Here is a 16,391-nt window from a genome sequence, read left to right on the forward strand (position 1 = left end):
TTTCAGAAAGCTAAGCCATTTGTTAATGTGGGATGATTCATGTTTATTCAAATAATATGAACCTAAAGAAGTTCTAAATATATTCCTTCAAGAAGCGTTTGCTTTTTTGATAATCCAGCAAGTAGCTAACCCTCACCGATAAGCTATTGAGCTGAGGAGCGGTAAGTGTTTGGTTCAGGTTATCCATAAAAGTAATGTTAGCCTGATCGTTGCTAGTGTAAATCTGGTTCTTCCAAACCACAGATACAAAGCTGGAAGAAGTGAACTCCCAACGATAAGTCAATTCAATATTGAATGCATTAAAGTTGACGTCATGCATTTCATTACCTTCTTCGTCAAGATCATTGTAGATGATGTCGTTCAATAATCCTGTTTCCTTGTCTAGATCGTAGTACTCATCATAAGCAGCAGTACTCCAGTAATGTCTTAGACGGAAATCTAACCCCATTTTACTGCTGAATGCATAATTTGCATTAATGGTATTTGTAATCTGTCTTACATCTCTACGACCATACACCACATTGGAGACCTCATCGCTCTCGTCATATAAGGTGTTGACATATCCTTGTTCGTTTCTGAGTAATTTTACATCTGAATTCAGCGACATATTGAACTGATCCGTAAAGCGGAAACTAGGATTGATGCTGATTCCATTATCGATTTGTCCTCTGCTAGGGCGAGTCCACGCCCATAATTCAGCATTAAAAGCAAAACGCTTACGATAGTCAGAAGCAATCCAGCCACCTGCAGCGGCAGATCGTTCTCTTAAGAAGAAATAGCCATCGTTTCTAGGGTCAAAGAAGTCTTTGCCTTGCATAGGCATAAAGTTAGAGAACATCCCTGCTTGCCAGAAGTTCTTGAATTGTGCATTGGCATTCAAGTTGAAATTCATTTGGGCAAACTGAATCGATTCATACAGGTTCTGAATGTTGGTATTCAGTCGAATACGAGCATTATTGAAAATGCCGAATGGTTTAAACTTTTGGTATTGTACATGTCCTCCATAAGTAAACTCGTTATTGGCACGCATAAAGCCCATATCGTTAGGGTTATACGTATCTGATTCGACGTTTAAGAATGTACGATACTGCCAGTTGCCACTAATCTTAGCGAGAGAAAGAAACGTTTTGTATCCTTTTTCTATATCATTAAAATCCGTTTCCTGATTACGCTCACTGATATAACTCATAGCTGCCATACCTTGTACCTGATAGGTATTGCTCTTGTCGGAGAACTTAAAGTCCGTTCCCGTTACATTGGCCATTCTACCGTACGTACCACGATAGACATTGGTATTAATGAAAGCGATATTGGAGTTGTTTTTTAAGTTCTGCTCGAAAACAACCGTATTGAAGTTGGTTAAAGGATCTACTAATACCTTACGTTGTTCTCCTGATAACGTATCTGTCAGGAGTGCATGCGTACGGTCCGTTACGGCATTGAATAAGCCAATACCTAATCCCTTAGAAGTACGTCCACTAAGCTTGGTAGCGTTGATCAAAGGAGCGTCAGAAGGAGCTGACGTTACTTCTTCGTTTTCGTTGACATCATACCCTCCGAAGCTACTTCCGACACGACGGGAGTAGAATAAGCCATTGCGGTTGAATAACTCTGTACCTTCCGTAAAGAAAGCACGGTTTTCATCAAAACGTACCTCAAAGGCGGATAAGTTAAGGACTTGGTTATCGGCCCTTACTTGCCCAAAATCTGGAATAAGTGTCATGTCCAGGGTGAAACTTTCATTCAGACCTAGCTTAAGGTCCATACCCGCAGTGGTATTGATTGCGCCCTCTCCACTTTCTCCATCGTGGTTGTAGTACGTAGAGACATATGGAGATAAGCTAAGACGTAGAGGAGGTTTGATATTTTCAATTCCATTCAACTTTCCCATTTGACTTAGGTAACCTTGTACAGAGGCATCTACAAAAGACCAGTTAGCTTCTTCGTTATAACGTTTACTTACCCTGTAGAAGTTAATCCCCCAAGTATGGATATCTTTTTTAGGGAAACGAAGGGATACATACGGAATCTCAAATTCTGCAACCCAGCCTTGCTCATCAATACTCACCTGGCTTTTCCATAAAGCATTCCAGCTCGGATCTGGATCACTCTCATTGGTAGAGGTGAAGTCTGACTGAACGCCGGATACCGTGGTCATAAAGCCCATGGCATTTTGCTGTTTATTGTAGGTGTCGAACATAATGCCTATAGCATCGGCATTATCATAGAAGCTATCCCTAAAACCAGACTGTCTCGGAATACTGTCAGGGTTGGGGTCATACATTCTAACTCCTACATAGATGGCATCATCATCATATAGGATACGAATTGCAGAGCTTACGCGTGATTCTTCTCCGTTGTTGGGGGTGGTCTGTACGAACTTACCTTCAAAGCCCCATGGATGTTTTGTCCACGCTTCTTCATCGAGTTTACCATCGATGGTGGGACGGACTGTGGTGCGCTCAGCCTTGAGATTACGTGGAGCCTTGAATGATTGTGCAGTACTAATGGTAAGTGCACAACAAAGACACAGTAATAAGGAAATTACTTTTTGCATGTTAATAATTGTTCAGTTTTTGACACTAACTGCTTAAGAGTTGGATTGGACCACATCCTATGCAGCGATTCGATTTGTTAATCACAGGTTGAAAAAATCCTCATGTTCAGGTAAATCAAAAGAGTAGATTTCCTTCTTCATCTCTCCCTTATACGGGGGATTGTAGGGATTTGGTTAGCAAACTTGGTGAAAAGTTTTGAAAAAGTACATTTATGAAAAAAAATAACCCTCCATCGTTAATGTGGAATTCATTAACAAATGGAAGGTTGGTTGTGTTTTTTATCTAATATTATCCTTAATATTTAATAATATTTTAAAATATATCTAAAAAATTGAATTATACGAAAAGTGGGGTGAACTCAAATTTTTCTCCATCAAAGAGTCCTTTGTCACTTAACTTCAAGGCAGGGATGACCAACAGTGCCATAAATGATAAACTCATAAAAGGATCATGTAATGTGCTGCCTAATACAGCTGCCTTGGCTAGAAGTTCATTGTATTCCTCTGCAATGCGCTCAGCAGGTTGATTAGTCATTAACCCTGCAACAGGTAAAGGAATACTATATACTTGATCTCCGTCTACTACAGCAATTCCTCCTTTATTGTCAATAACGGTATTAACCGCCTTGCACAACTGTTCATCATCGACACCTACCGCAAGAATATTATGAGAGTCGTGTGCCACAGAGGTTGCAATCGCCCCTTTTTTCAACCCAAAGTTTTTGATAAATGCGATCGCCGGAGTGGCATTTTTATAACGATTAACTACGGTATATTTAAGGATATCTTTCTCGGTATTGGAAACGGCTTTTCCATCTTTGATAAGACATTCAACAGTTTCACTACCAGTAAGCAAAGAACCATCTTCTGCTACTACGACCTTGAGATGTTCACTTGCTGCATCTACCTCAAAATCAGTAACGGCTTTGTGTGAAGTATCAAAGTGGTTGATAATAGGGGCTGTGTCCGCAGTGATATGAGATTGTCCATTTTCAGCGACTAATTCTCCATCAATATAGGTACGTTGTATATTGAACTGCTCGGGACTATCGATCAGAATAAAATCGGCAGGGTCTCCTTCTTGTAGTAGGCCAACGTTGAGCTTGTAGTGGTTGACGATGTTGGCAGAAGCCATGTTTAGAAGGTCATACAAATCAACCCCTTTTGCCAATCCTCTTTGAATAAGCTGGTTGATGTGTCCTTCCTTGAGCTCATGTGGATGTTTATCATCGGAACAGAACATCATTTGATGTGCGTGTTCTTTGGCCAACTCAATCAAGGCCTCAAAATTCTTAGCGGCACTTCCTTCTCTAATCTGTATTTTCATGCCGACCTTCAGCTTATCTAGCGCTTCGTCTGCGGCAACACATTCATGATCGGTACTAATACCTGCGGCAGCATACTGTGCGGCTTGTTCTCCCTTTAGTCCGGGAGCATGTCCATCTACAGGCTTACCAGCTTCGTGAGCTATGGCAATTTTTTCCATCACCATGGGGTCCTTGAATAATACGCCCGGCCAGTTCATCATTTCTGCCAGGTACTTGACTTCATCCATTGCCATTAGGGTACGGATGTCATCGGGACCAAGTTCAGCTCCAGCAGTCTCAAAGGATGTCGCAGGAACACAAGAAGGGGCACCGAAGTTAAATTTCAATGGAACGGTATTGCCGTTATCAATCATATAACGTACTCCTTCCATACCCAATACATTGGCTATCTCGTGGGGATCAGATACAGTAGCTACCGTACCGTGAGTAACAGCGATTTTGGCAAATTCGCTAGGGACAAGCATAGAGCTTTCAATATGGATATGGGCATCCACCAAACCCGGTGCAATATAATAAGGAGTGGTGACTTCATCCGCTGTGATAGGTGTAATCTTTGCGATTTTACCATCGGCCACTTCCAGTTGTGCAGGATAAGTTTTACGCTGATGGATATCAATGAGGTGAGCTTTTATTGTGAATGAACTCATTTTGCTGGATTCTGGTAAATTGATTCTTTAATTATACTTTTAAGGTACAAAGTTAATAGTATAATTAATATTCTTGTGGAGAATGTATTGCTTTACTCCTTGAAGATTGAATCATTAACAGATAAGAAGAATCTATAGTAGTTAATATTGCAGCGGTCGGATGATATATGTTTATCGGTTATCGCTTATTGTTTATAAACGATAAGCGGTAACCCATTACATGGCGTCTCTAAACTGTATATAATTTCGTAGACAGCGACAGAATTAACCTTAAACACTATAGTAAATTGATTGCTATTGGCTGCGTGCCATGCTTGCCGTGAGGCAATCATCTGCATGTTACTGGATTTAGTCTAATAGGTAGAATACTCAACTCACCAAAGGTGAAACTCAACTTGCTGCGTAAGCAGCCTCAACAAATTAATCACAAAGAAGATGTTTATAGAAAAACCAACCATCATTGAAGCCGCAGGCAACAAGCCAAAATTGATTGAAGAATTTTTCGGCAGGGTAAACTCCCAAGATGCCAATGTAAGTATTGCCCGTATGAGTAGTCCAGAAGGATGGACGGAACCTGGGCAGACACCAGAATTTGATGAGTATACGGTCGTGTTAACAGGAGCCTTGCATGTTAAGACCAAAGAAGGAGAGCAAAAGGTAAGTGCAGGTCAAGCTATTCTGATCCCTAAAGGGACTTGGGTGCAATATAGCTCTCCTTATGAAGGGGGAGCGCATTATATGGCTATTTGCCTTCCTGCATTTTCAATGGATACGGTGCATCGGGATGCTTAATGTAATTGTTGAATCGTTGAATTGAGCTTCGCTCGTTGAATCGTTGATTCGAGTTGATACGTTGTATGAAAGTGTAGATACATCAATCAACCGTTCAACTCGAATCAACGAGCGAAGCTCAATTCAACTCACCAAAGGTGAAATTCAACGATTCAACAGAGATTATTGCTTCAAGATTTTTTGAGCAATCACTCCTGTTTCAAGATAAACCTTTACCAAGTACAGCCCCGATTTCTCAGCGGTAAGGTCGATGGTATTCTCTGAGGTGGTTAAGATCTTCTTACCACTTAGTTGGTATACCTCAATACTCAGAAGTTGATTTAGGTCGCTGTTTACCGTAAAGATTCCCGTACTTGGGTTAGGGTAAATGCTCAAAGTAGTTGGAGCGGTAGACCAACGAGCACTTCCTCCTTGTATAGAAATAGTATAGTCCTCTACTTCTCCGTAAGTGAAAGAACCACAAGAGGTAGGGGTGCCATCACTGGCATATTGCATAGCCACTCGCATACGGGTGTCTCCTGACTTTGCATTGGTAGGGACTGTGAAATTGCTGGACACGCTTCTTCTGGAAGAAGCGTAGAGAATTTCCTCTCCGGCATCATCAAAGTCACCATCTTGGTTGAAGTCAATCCAAGCGATAAAACGCTCTCGGTCACTCGTGCTAGGATACACCGTGACCGTATGACTATTGCCAGCAGAAAGGTTAAAGGTCACGTTTGTATAATCTCCGTAACCATTATCGTCTCCCGATAGGTTACTGCTGTTATCCATTTTTACCTCATCAATATATTCATACTGTGTGGAAGTAGCGGATGCATCACAGTAGGTAACTGGGTTGCCACCGGAAGTAGCAGTGATTAAGGTTTGTGTGGTAGAGAAGGTACTGGAAGCACTTCCGCAATTGGCTTTTACCTGAAATTCATAGGTAGTTTCAGGAATAAGTCCATTTAGGGTATAGCTATTTGGAGTGCTGAAAACAATAGTCCAGTTATTATCTCCCTGTATGCGATAGTTCAGTTCGTATTCCTGAGCTCCAGTGTTTGCCCAGGATAGGGTAGCGCTTTCGGCAGTGATATCCTGTGCGGATAAGGAGTGGGGAGTGGTACAAGGATCTGGGTCTGTGCCACCTCCATTACAAGAAGGACTGCTAGCGCCTATGGTTGCGCCATTACCGTTGACATAATTGAAGCCACTGTATCCATTGGAAGTAAACCAATCCATCCATCCACCTCCAGACACTGAAGTCCAATCATTCAAATCGAAGCTATTTCCATTGCCATTGACACTGCCTTGAATGACATAGACTTTTGCGGCAGCTCCTCCATTGTTCCATACAAGTGGAGAGCCATTACTGATTGTCTCAGGAGTAGAACAGTTGGCTTGTACAAAATAAGCATTAGTAGGGTATTGGGAAGTGCCTCCATCACCAAAAACTCTGGCGATACCGTTGGCATCAATTCCTACAAAGGTACCTTCATCACAACCGATGGCATATCGATTTTCTGTGTTAGTGTCAGCAGTGGTTCTGGCTAATAAACCGAAGATTCTGCCATAACGATTTTCATTGCCGCTACCATGGACTCTATCCAGGTGAGTATCTGTGATGACATTTTCCAAATAAGGAACTTCCAGAAAGTCATTGTAGAAAATAGAATTGGTGGTATTAGGATGGTAAGGATCATCCAGGATTTCAGAGGATAGGATACCGCTGCTTGCAGGAGCATAGTAAGCTCCACCTAAGATTGCCATACCGGCAGAAGTTCCTCCAATCGGTACCTTCTTAACTTGTATCAAATAGTTGAGTGCAGCTTCCACCTCTGTGCCTTTCCAGTTGTTCATATAAGCGGTTTGGTCACCTCCAGCAATGAATACGGCTTCTGCATCTCGAATATATTGGGCGACAGTTGGGTCATTGGCGCCTGCTGTATTGTCAATGGATAGTTCAGCCGCTGAGCTAATGCTGCTACTGAAGTTGCTCCATATCCAGCTAGCCTGACTGCCTGTACCTCCTGTTCTGATCACTAGATAATCCCCTCCATCAGCATGGTTAAGAAACCATTGGGTGGCGGGAACTTCACTAGCTGCACCGGCTTCGGCTCCTCCTGCTAACAAGGTCGCAAAGCTGGTGTTAATACTTCCGTGGCTATTGGGGGTGCCACCGGCAATGGAATAAGCGTAATTGTTTTTTCCTTTCTGTGCAATAGCAGAATAGGTTGTAGTCGATAGTAGTGCGACAAGAAAGACAAGGATAAGTTGTAATTGTTTCATCAATTATTGGTGTTAAAGTGTAAAGAATAAGTAAGCACACCCTAACTGCTTATTTTGTTCAAGTTGTTTAATTGAGCTTTGCTCGTTCATGCTGTTTAGTTGAATTGTTGAATCTCACCTTCGGTGAGTTGATTCGAGTTGATATGTTGTATGAGTATTAATCCATATCAACCAGCAATTCAACTCGAATCAACTCAATACGAAGTATTGAAATTGCAGACCCCTTGTAATGGAGTCAACTAAACAGTATGAACGAGCGAAGCTCAATTCAACAGTATGAACAAGAGTAGTACTATGGGGAATAGAAGGCAGGTATATTCCTGTAGAGAAATCACAAGAACATAAATGCAACGCAGTAGGGTAGGAATACTTACGCTGCTAATTGTCGAAGATTGGTTGCAATCCTCGCAGGTGAAGGTCACCAAGAAAAATAGTTCTTCTCAAATGTTGGAACATACCCGATGGAGTGATTAGTTAATAATTGCTTAATTATCGTTTAATGAAATATTATTTCAAAATTTTTGTTATAAAAATATTTAATATTGATAATATATACTTTGGTGATAAAACCTATTGAATAGGGTGTGAGAGTGCTGTCACTAAATGATTATTGTTGGACGTTTATTACATAGAAACCACTCATAATGAAATGGTAAAGTGTTAGGAGTAATAGCGTATTTGTTTTTTATCAAAGTTCCTCGAACTTCATCGGATCATTTCATAGTTTATATAGGTAAAGGAGGGAGGTGATTGATACTCCAAGCAAGCTCTTATAATCTATTTACCTTATTTAAATCAAAAGATAACCCTATGAAAGTCGCAGTTTTCGGTACCCAATCTTATGATAAAGAATTTTTAGAAAAGGAGTCCAAGGACTCATCCCACAAACTGGTGTATTTTGACTCTCCTTTATCGATCATGACTGCCCCTTTGGCAAAAGGTTTTGATGCAGTATGTGTCTTTGTAAACGATGATGTGAATGGAGAAGCAATTCGTGCTATAGCAGAGCTGGGAGTGAAAATTATAGCCTTACGTTGTGCTGGGTACAATAACGTGGACTTGGATGAAGCGAAGCGACAAAATATTAAAGTGGTAAGGGTGCCAGCTTATTCACCTCATGCGGTAGCGGAGTATACCGTGGCATTGATCCTGACCTTGAATCGCAAAACGCATAAGGCTTATAATAGGGTAAGGGAAGGGAACTTTTCCCTGGAACGACTCACGGGTTTTGACCTATATGGGAAAACAGTGGGCGTAGTCGGAACTGGAAAAATAGGGCAGATCTTTGCCGGGTTGATGAAGGGATTTGGTTGCCGTATTTTAGCCTTGGATGCTTACCCCAATAAGAAATTAGAAAAAGAAGGGTTGCTGAAATATGCAACCTTGAGTGACTTGCTGGAGCAATCGGACATTGTTTCCTTACATTGTCCTTTGACACCGGAAACCAAGCATATTATCGATGATCAAACGGTTTGGAGAATGAAGCAAGGAGCGATGTTAATCAATACTTCTAGAGGTGGGTTGATTGATACAGAAGCGGTCATTAGGGCTTTAATGAAAGGACACTTGGGGTATCTGGGAATGGATGTTTATGAGCAGGAAGAAGAATTGTTCTTTAAGGACCTTTCTGAGACATTGATCAGTGATGAGAAGTTAATGCAACTGGTTACTTTTCCCAATGTATTGGTCACAGGGCATCAGGCCTTCTTTACCGATACTGCACTCACACAGATCGCAAAAGTAACTATCGATAATTTAACAGCCTTTGAGAAAGGAGAGGTGTTGGAGAATGAAGTCACCTTGTGATTTTTTAAATTAATGGTAGATTGCCTGTTCATTTTTGGATATAACCTATGATTGAACAGGCAAAAACTATTTTTAGGGCTGGAGTGGAAGCGGTAGATCCCCAACAGTTAATCGATCAGTATTGTACCTTGAAGGATGGGGAATTTACGATTAGGGATACATCTTTTGATTTGTCATCTATAGAAGATGTATGGGTAGTTGGCTTTGGAAAAGCCTCGGCCCGTATGGCTTATGCATTGGAAAAATTATTGGGAAATTATGTCTCAGGAGGGGTTGTGATCACGAAATATGGACACCAATTACCATGCAAAACAGTCAAGATACGGGAAGCGGCCCACCCCGTGCCAGATGAACGTGGAGTGGAAGCCACCAAGGAGCTGATGCATTTACTCGAGCAAACCAGTTCCAGGGATTTGGTGATCACCTTGATTTCTGGAGGCGGTTCTGCATTATTAGTGGATGTGCCTTCAGAAGCGACTCTTAAAGACCTTATGTTGGCCAATGATTTATTGACGAAATCAGCAGCAAGCATCCATGAAATTAATACCGTAAGAAAGCATCTTAGTACGTTGAAAGGAGGACAGTTGGGGAGAGCAATCTATCCAGCCCAAGGACTAAGTTTAATATTGTCAGATGTACTTGGAGATGAGTTGAGTGTAATTGCCTCAGGTCCTACTGTAGCAGATGATTCTACTTTTTCCCAGGCAGTAGCTATTTTACAGGAATATCATTTATGGGAGAAATTTCCAAATTCTCTAAAAGAACTTCTTAGAGAAGGGGTGGAAGGGAGACGTCAAGAAACACCAAAGAAAGAGGCGTTGTCTTTACAGCAAATGCAGAATGTTCTTTTAGGGAGCAACCGAATGGCTTTAGAAGCATGTCAGGCAAAAGCGGAAGAACTAGGCTTTCAGGTAAAAATATTAACCTATGAATTCTCAGGAGAAACGCATGAAAGCATGGAACAGCTGTGGCAGCAGTTACAGCGAGAAATGGGATCATTGCGTAAGGAAGCTAGAAAACAACCTATTTGTTTTTTACTAGGAGGGGAAACGACCTTAAATGTTAGAGGTGATGGACTAGGAGGAAGAAATCAGCATAGAGCACTACTAGCGGCTGAACTGATACAAGGAGATCACTCCTGGACTATCCTTAGTGCCGGAACGGATGGAACCGATGGACCTACGGATGCTGCGGGAGCAGTAGTCAACGGAACTACCGTTCAGGTATTGCAAAAAGAAGGAAAGGAGCTGTCTCAGTACAAAGAAGCCTTTGACAGCTACACTTATTTTAAAGATTCAGCCTTTCATATGATTACAGGGCCAACATATACCAATGTAATGGACCTGATTGTGGCAGTGAATAATGGGCAGTGAGCAGTGAACAATGAGCAGTAAACAGTGAATAATGAGTAAATGAGCAGTTATAAATGAAAATTAATCATTGAAAATTGAAAATTATTAAATGCTTCAATGTCAATAATTTACATGCAAAATATCAATTTCACTGCTCACTGCTCACTGCTCACTGCTCACTGCTCACTGCTCACTGCTCACTGCTCACTGCTCACTGCTAAAGTTGTGTAGGCAATACGAAAACCAGGTACCCAGCAAGAATAAATAACATATACTTCAAGGTATAGTAAATAGGTTTATTTTGTTCCTTGATTTTCTTGCCTAGTACTCGGAATTGATACAGGTATTTAAATGCCTTGTTTAGTCCACCCACTCGGTCACTTTCGCTGTTTGGAGATTCAGCAGAAGCTAGAATGAGCCAAGAGAAAAAGCGATTGAGCCAAATGCCAATAAAACTCCACATAGGGCGTTCGATATCGCAGAAGAAGATCAATCGGTCTTTTTCCGTATTGTTTTCGGCAAAATGAATATAGGTTTCGTCGAATAGAACGTCTTCTCCGTCTCTCCAGGAATAGGCTTCTTGGTCGACCACAATGCGGCAGTTTTCATCGTTAGGAGTAATCAAGCCAAGGTGATAGCGTAGGGATCCTGCATAGGGGTCACGGTGCTGGGGAAGCTTGCTTCCAGCAGGAAGTACCACAAACATGGCTGCTTTGATTCCCGGTGTTTGTTGTATCATCTCGATGGTTTTAGGACAATGCGCAACAGCAGAGGGGTGAAAGTCATTATACCAACGAATATAAAAGCGCTTCCATCCTCTCCTGAAAAAAGAATTAAAGCCAATGTCATCGAACTTGTCTGAGCCCTTGATCATTTCTTGTTGTTCGAGTTTTAGCGCTTCTTCTCGGATGGTCTCCCAATTGTCTTTGAAGACTTTTAGCTGAGGAAAGTCTTTTAAAGAAAGGTAAGGAGTTCCCGGTACCGAAGAGAATAAGTACATGAGAGAGTTAATCGGAGCCATAAAGGTAGAATGGTCCGTTAGCTGTCGAAGAAAAGAATGACGGTGTTTTCCTCTGAAATGAATATAAAGAGCGGATGTAATAAGAAAAGCAATAGCAAAGAATTGCCAAGTGAGTAGATAGTTTAGCATGGTATAATAGGGTATTGGATAATGAATCTTAATTGAATTATTTAATGGTATGGCTAATCTGTAAATTTTTATTGATAAACAGAATGCCCTAGTAATTATACAAAAAAGTATTAGAATTACAGGATAATTCTTTGAATTAATAAAAAGCAATCAAGAACATTAGAGGTCTTGATATATCTTTGAAAAATTGAACATACGGTAGACCACATTGTTATATCAAGAATACTTTTGCTATTCGCTGATTGATTTTAAACGATAAGCGACAAGCGATAAACATAGAAGAACGATGAGCAAAACAAAAACCAATGTAAAGATCGGAGAGGTATTCCGAACGATTGTATGGCCCCGAAGAAAACTACTATTACTGGGGTTAGTACTGATTATCATCAGTAAAGTAGCGGGATTGATATTGCCCGGAGCGAGTAAGTACCTGATAGATGAGGTGATTGTCAACGGAGACTTAGAGCTATTGAAAAAACTGATTCTGATCGTGGTGCTGGCGATTGTGGTACAGTCGGTGACTTCCTTTGCCTTGACCCGTCTGTTGAGTGTGGAAGCCCAATACCTGATATCTCAATTGAGGGTAAAAGTACAGCGCAAGATCTTAACCTTGCCAGTGGCATATTTCGATAGCCAAAAGTCGGGAGCATTAGTGTCCAGAATCATGAGTGATGTGGAAGGCGTGCGAAATCTGGTAGGTACGGGATTGGTACAAATGATCGGAGGAATTATCACTTCCGTAATTTCCCTGTTTCTCCTAATCCGGATTTCTCCGATCATGACCGTCTATGTATTGATTCCTGTAGGAATCTTTGCTTTTGTTTCCATGAAAGCCTTTTCCTTTATCCGTCCGATCTTTCGCAAGAGGGGAGAGATCAATGCAGCAGTAACCGGTAGATTGACTGAAACACTGAATGGCGTAAGGGTCATCAAGGGCTTTAATGCAGAAGCTCAGGAAGTGAAGACCTTTGAGAATGGGGTAGAGGAGCTATTCCAGAACGTCAAGAAAAGTTTGACCTCTACAGCATTGGTGACCAGTTTGGGTACGCTGTTGCTGGGATTGGCCAGTGTGGGTATTATGGGTATCGGTGGCTACCTGATTGTTCAGGGTGAACTGACCATTGGTGATTTCCTTGCTTTTACGCTTTATCTAGGATTTATGATTGCGCCTATCGTACAGATGGGAAATATCGGAAGCCAACTAACAGAAGCATTTGCCGGATTGGACCGAACGGAAGAAATCATGAACATGTCACCAGAGGAAGATGATACAGAGCACAAGACAGCTTTACCAAGGGTTCGTGGAGATGTGAAGTTCGATCAGGTATGTTTCTCTTATGAAGAAGGGAGTGAAGTATTGCACGATATCAGCTTTGAGGCCCCGGCAGGAACGGTAACAGCCTTGGTCGGTACCTCAGGTTCCGGAAAGTCTACCATCGCTAGTTTGGTGGCCTCTTTTCTGAAGCCAGATAGCGGAAGTATCACCGTAGACGGACAAGACTTGTCCAACGTGCAGCTCCAAAGCTTTAGAAGTCAGTTGGGCGTAGTATTGCAAGATGACTTCCTGTTTGAGGGGACCATCCGTGAAAATATTCTTTTTGCCCGTGCCGATGCTACCGAGGAGGAGTTGATGAACGCCGTACAAGCCGCTTATGTCAACGAGTTTACTGACCGTTTTGAACAAGGGTTGGATACCGTCATTGGTGAAAGAGGTGTTAAGCTATCCGGTGGGCAACGTCAGCGTATTGCTATCAGTAGAGCGATCCTGGCAGATCCCCGTATCCTTATTCTGGATGAAGCGACCTCCAATCTGGATACCGAAAGTGAGGCTTACATCCAGAAAAGTTTGAATGAGCTGATGAAAGGAAGAACCACCTTCGTGATTGCTCACCGTCTAAGCACCATTCGTCAGGCGACCAATATCCTGGTGATTGAGCAAGGACAAATTGCCGAGCAAGGAACGCACGAGGAACTGATACAGCGAGAAGGAAGGTATTATGATTTGTATACCTATCAGGCTAGAATATAAAATTATAGACTATAGTACAAAGTATTGTCATAGCACAGGGCATCGCCACAGCACAGGGCATCGCCCTGTGTTTTTGTTTGTATGCAACCTTTCCTATCCCACCTCCATCCTATTGTAATGCTAGTCTTTTATGATTAAATTGCAACACTGTCGCATTTAAATATAAAAAACATGAAAGGCAAATTACCCGTAACCGTTCTAAGTGGTTTTCTTGGAGCAGGAAAAACGACATTACTTAATCACATCCTACACAATAAAGAGGGCTTGAAAGTGGCCGTGATCGTCAACGATATGAGCGAGGTGAATGTGGATGCTGAATTGGTAAAAAGTGAGAATACGCTATCCCGAACGGAAGAGAAGTTGGTAGAAATGAGTAACGGTTGTATTTGCTGTACACTGCGAGAAGACCTGATGATTGAGGTGGAGCGTTTGGCGAAGGAAAACCGCTTTGACTACTTGTTGATTGAAAGTACCGGAATTAGTGAGCCGATTCCTGTAGCCCAAACATTCTCATTTATCGATGAAGAAAATGGGATAGACCTTTCTAGATTCAGCTACATAGATACCATGGTGACTGTAGTGGACGCTTTTAATTTCTTCAAGGATTTTGGAAGTCCAGAAACCTTAATGGATAGGGAGCTGACTGATATCGATGGGGATTACCGTACGATTGTAAACTTATTGACAGACCAGATAGAGTTTGCCAATGTGATCATTTTGAATAAAACCGACTTGGTGAGCGAAGAGCATCTTGGTTTATTAAAAGCGGCAATACACAAATTAAATCCTTCTGCTCGTATTATAACATCCAGCTATAGTAAAGTGGCTCCTAAAGAAATCCTTAATACGGGATTATTTGATTTTGAAGAGGCAGAGCAAAGTGCTGGTTGGATTGAGGAGCTCAATAAAGGAGAGCACACCCCTGAAACGGAGGAATATGGGATTTCTTCCTTTGTTTACCGCAGCAATAAACCGTTCGATCCAGACCGCTTCTGGATCTATATTCAAACCATGTTCCCGAATACGGTTATTCGAAGTAAGGGACTATTCTGGTTAGCTTCAAGACCAGGGCAAGCGTTGGTTTGGAGTCAGGCAGGTGGTTCCCTAAAAGCAGATAGTGCAGGAGTATGGTGGAGTAGTATGCCTCGTGAAAAGCGAGTGCAATATTTGGCTTATATCGAAAATAAAAAGATAATCGAAGAAAGTTGGGACGATAGATTTGGTGATCGAAAAAATGAAATCGTATTGATTGGCCAGGATATGGATCAGGAGCAAATTAAAGCCGATCTCGACCAGTGCTTGCTGACAGAGGAAGAGCTTGCTAAGGGCAACTGGAAACAAGACTATGAGGATGCGTGGCCAGTAGAAAGGACTTATCCTTTGGATTAACTATAGTGTTTAAGGTTAATATTGTCGCTGTCTACGGATAATATACAGTTTAGAGATGCGATGTAATGGGTTATCGCTTATTGTTTATAAACGATAACCAATAAGCGATAACCCATTACATGGTGTCCATTTGATGTATCAGTTAATTAACGATACGAGCAGATTTTTTAAGATGAAAGAAATAACAGATAATACCCCAATTGCTAAAATAGGAATTGTAACTGTAAGTGATAGAGCAAGTGCAGGAGTATATGAAGATATGAGTGGAAAAGCCATCATTGATACCCTTTATGAATACCTCACTTCTCAATGGAGAGCATGCTATGAAGTGATCCCTGACGAGCAAGCCACCATTGAAAAAACACTGATTGATTTGGTGGATAAGCAGCATTGCTGTTTGGTGATTACCACTGGTGGTACCGGCCCCGCAAAAAGGGACGTTACCCCAGAGGCTACAGAAGCAGTGTGTGATCGCATGATGCCCGGATTTGGTGAGCTTATGCGGGCAGAGTCATTAAAGTATGTTCCCACAGCCATTCTTTCAAGGCAAACGGCAGGCCTCAGAAAAGGAAGCTTGATTCTTAACTTACCCGGTAAGCCCAAGTCTATTAGGGAATGTCTGGATGCGGTGTTTCCTGCAATTCCCTATTGTATTGATCTGATGGAAGGGCCATTTTTGGAATGTAATGAAGAGGTGATCAAGCCATTCAGACCAAAGCAGAAATGAAAAAATGTATCTGTCCAATATGGGGTAAAAGGGTACCTTACCAAGGTCATCATTGATAGAGATCAAATGATGTAGGCCCTTGCGTCACCGCAAGGGTTTACGAAACAATAGTATTGGTAATAAATACTGTTCGCCCGTGGACCCTCGCAGTGAGGCGCAATGCCGTCAACTTAACGAAATGGTAAACACTGGTCTTTGCGTCCTCGCAAAGACCAAGACATAATGGGAGCGTCCTCGCTCCTGTTTTATAAGCTTGAGCGTGGACGCTCAAATAATGTTTAAAGTCCTAGCGAGGACGCTAGGACTAGTATTTAGCTTAACTTGAAGGCATTGCCCTGTTCGAATT

General features: G+C 41.8%; 10 protein-coding genes. 6 read left to right on the plus strand and 4 right to left on the minus strand.

Annotation, left to right across the window (positions count from 1 at the left end):
* Positions 1-73 precede the first annotated feature (73 nt).
* A complete protein-coding gene (locus ABD985_RS02190) occupies positions 74-2,557 on the minus strand; it encodes a DUF5916 domain-containing protein (RefSeq protein ID WP_345368821.1) in 2,484 nt (827 codons plus the stop codon).
* A gap of 337 nt (positions 2,558-2,894) precedes the next feature.
* Entirely contained in the window at positions 2,895-4,532 is a 1,638-nt protein-coding gene (gene ade, locus ABD985_RS02195; protein ID WP_345368823.1) for an adenine deaminase, read from the minus strand.
* A 435-nt stretch (positions 4,533-4,967) separates the two neighbouring features.
* Between ade and ABD985_RS02200 the strand changes: the two genes are divergently transcribed.
* A complete protein-coding gene (locus ABD985_RS02200; RefSeq protein WP_345368825.1) occupies positions 4,968-5,324 on the plus strand; it encodes a cupin domain-containing protein in 357 nt (118 codons plus the stop codon).
* Between the two features lie 162 nt (positions 5,325-5,486).
* Here the strand turns inward: ABD985_RS02200 and ABD985_RS02205 are convergent, their stop codons facing one another.
* A complete protein-coding gene (locus ABD985_RS02205; RefSeq protein ID WP_345368827.1) occupies positions 5,487-7,592 on the minus strand; it encodes a GEVED domain-containing protein in 2,106 nt (701 codons plus the stop codon).
* A gap of 810 nt (positions 7,593-8,402) precedes the next feature.
* On the opposite strand from ABD985_RS02205, the gene ABD985_RS02210 reads away from it, so the two are divergent.
* Together ABD985_RS02210 and ABD985_RS02215 are read left to right on the plus strand one after the other, a co-directional pair.
* The gene (locus ABD985_RS02210; protein ID WP_345368829.1) at positions 8,403-9,398 is read left to right on the plus strand and encodes a 2-hydroxyacid dehydrogenase; all 996 of its coding nucleotides are present in this window, start codon (positions 8,403-8,405) and stop codon (positions 9,396-9,398) included.
* 47 nt (positions 9,399-9,445) lie between these two features.
* Complete coding sequence (locus ABD985_RS02215; RefSeq protein WP_345368831.1) at positions 9,446-10,771, plus strand: glycerate kinase type-2 family protein; 1,326 nt, start codon at positions 9,446-9,448, stop codon at positions 10,769-10,771.
* Positions 10,772-10,967: 196 nt separating this feature from the next.
* Here the strand turns inward: ABD985_RS02215 and ABD985_RS02220 are convergent, their stop codons facing one another.
* Complete coding sequence (locus tag ABD985_RS02220; protein WP_345368832.1) at positions 10,968-11,900, minus strand: aspartyl/asparaginyl beta-hydroxylase domain-containing protein; 933 nt, start codon at positions 11,898-11,900, stop codon at positions 10,968-10,970.
* A gap of 286 nt (positions 11,901-12,186) precedes the next feature.
* Between ABD985_RS02220 and ABD985_RS02225 the strand changes: the two genes are divergently transcribed.
* The 3 genes from ABD985_RS02225 to mog all read left to right on the plus strand — a co-directional run bounded on the left by ABD985_RS02225 (position 12,187) and on the right by mog (position 16,045).
* The gene (locus ABD985_RS02225) at positions 12,187-13,929 is read left to right on the plus strand and encodes an ABC transporter ATP-binding protein (RefSeq protein ID WP_345368834.1); all 1,743 of its coding nucleotides are present in this window, start codon (positions 12,187-12,189) and stop codon (positions 13,927-13,929) included.
* Positions 13,930-14,100: 171 nt separating this feature from the next.
* On the plus strand, positions 14,101-15,318 hold the full coding sequence (locus ABD985_RS02230) for a GTP-binding protein (RefSeq protein ID WP_345368835.1): 1,218 nt from the start codon (positions 14,101-14,103) through the stop codon (positions 15,316-15,318).
* Between the two features lie 172 nt (positions 15,319-15,490).
* Positions 15,491-16,045 (plus strand): molybdopterin adenylyltransferase, encoded by a 555-nt coding sequence (gene mog / locus ABD985_RS02235; RefSeq protein ID WP_345368836.1) that lies wholly within the window; start codon positions 15,491-15,493, stop codon positions 16,043-16,045.
* Positions 16,046-16,391: the final 346 nt, after the last annotated feature.

This window comes from Algivirga pacifica (assembly GCF_039543525.1).
GTDB lineage: Bacteria > Bacteroidota > Bacteroidia > Cytophagales > Flammeovirgaceae > Algivirga > Algivirga pacifica.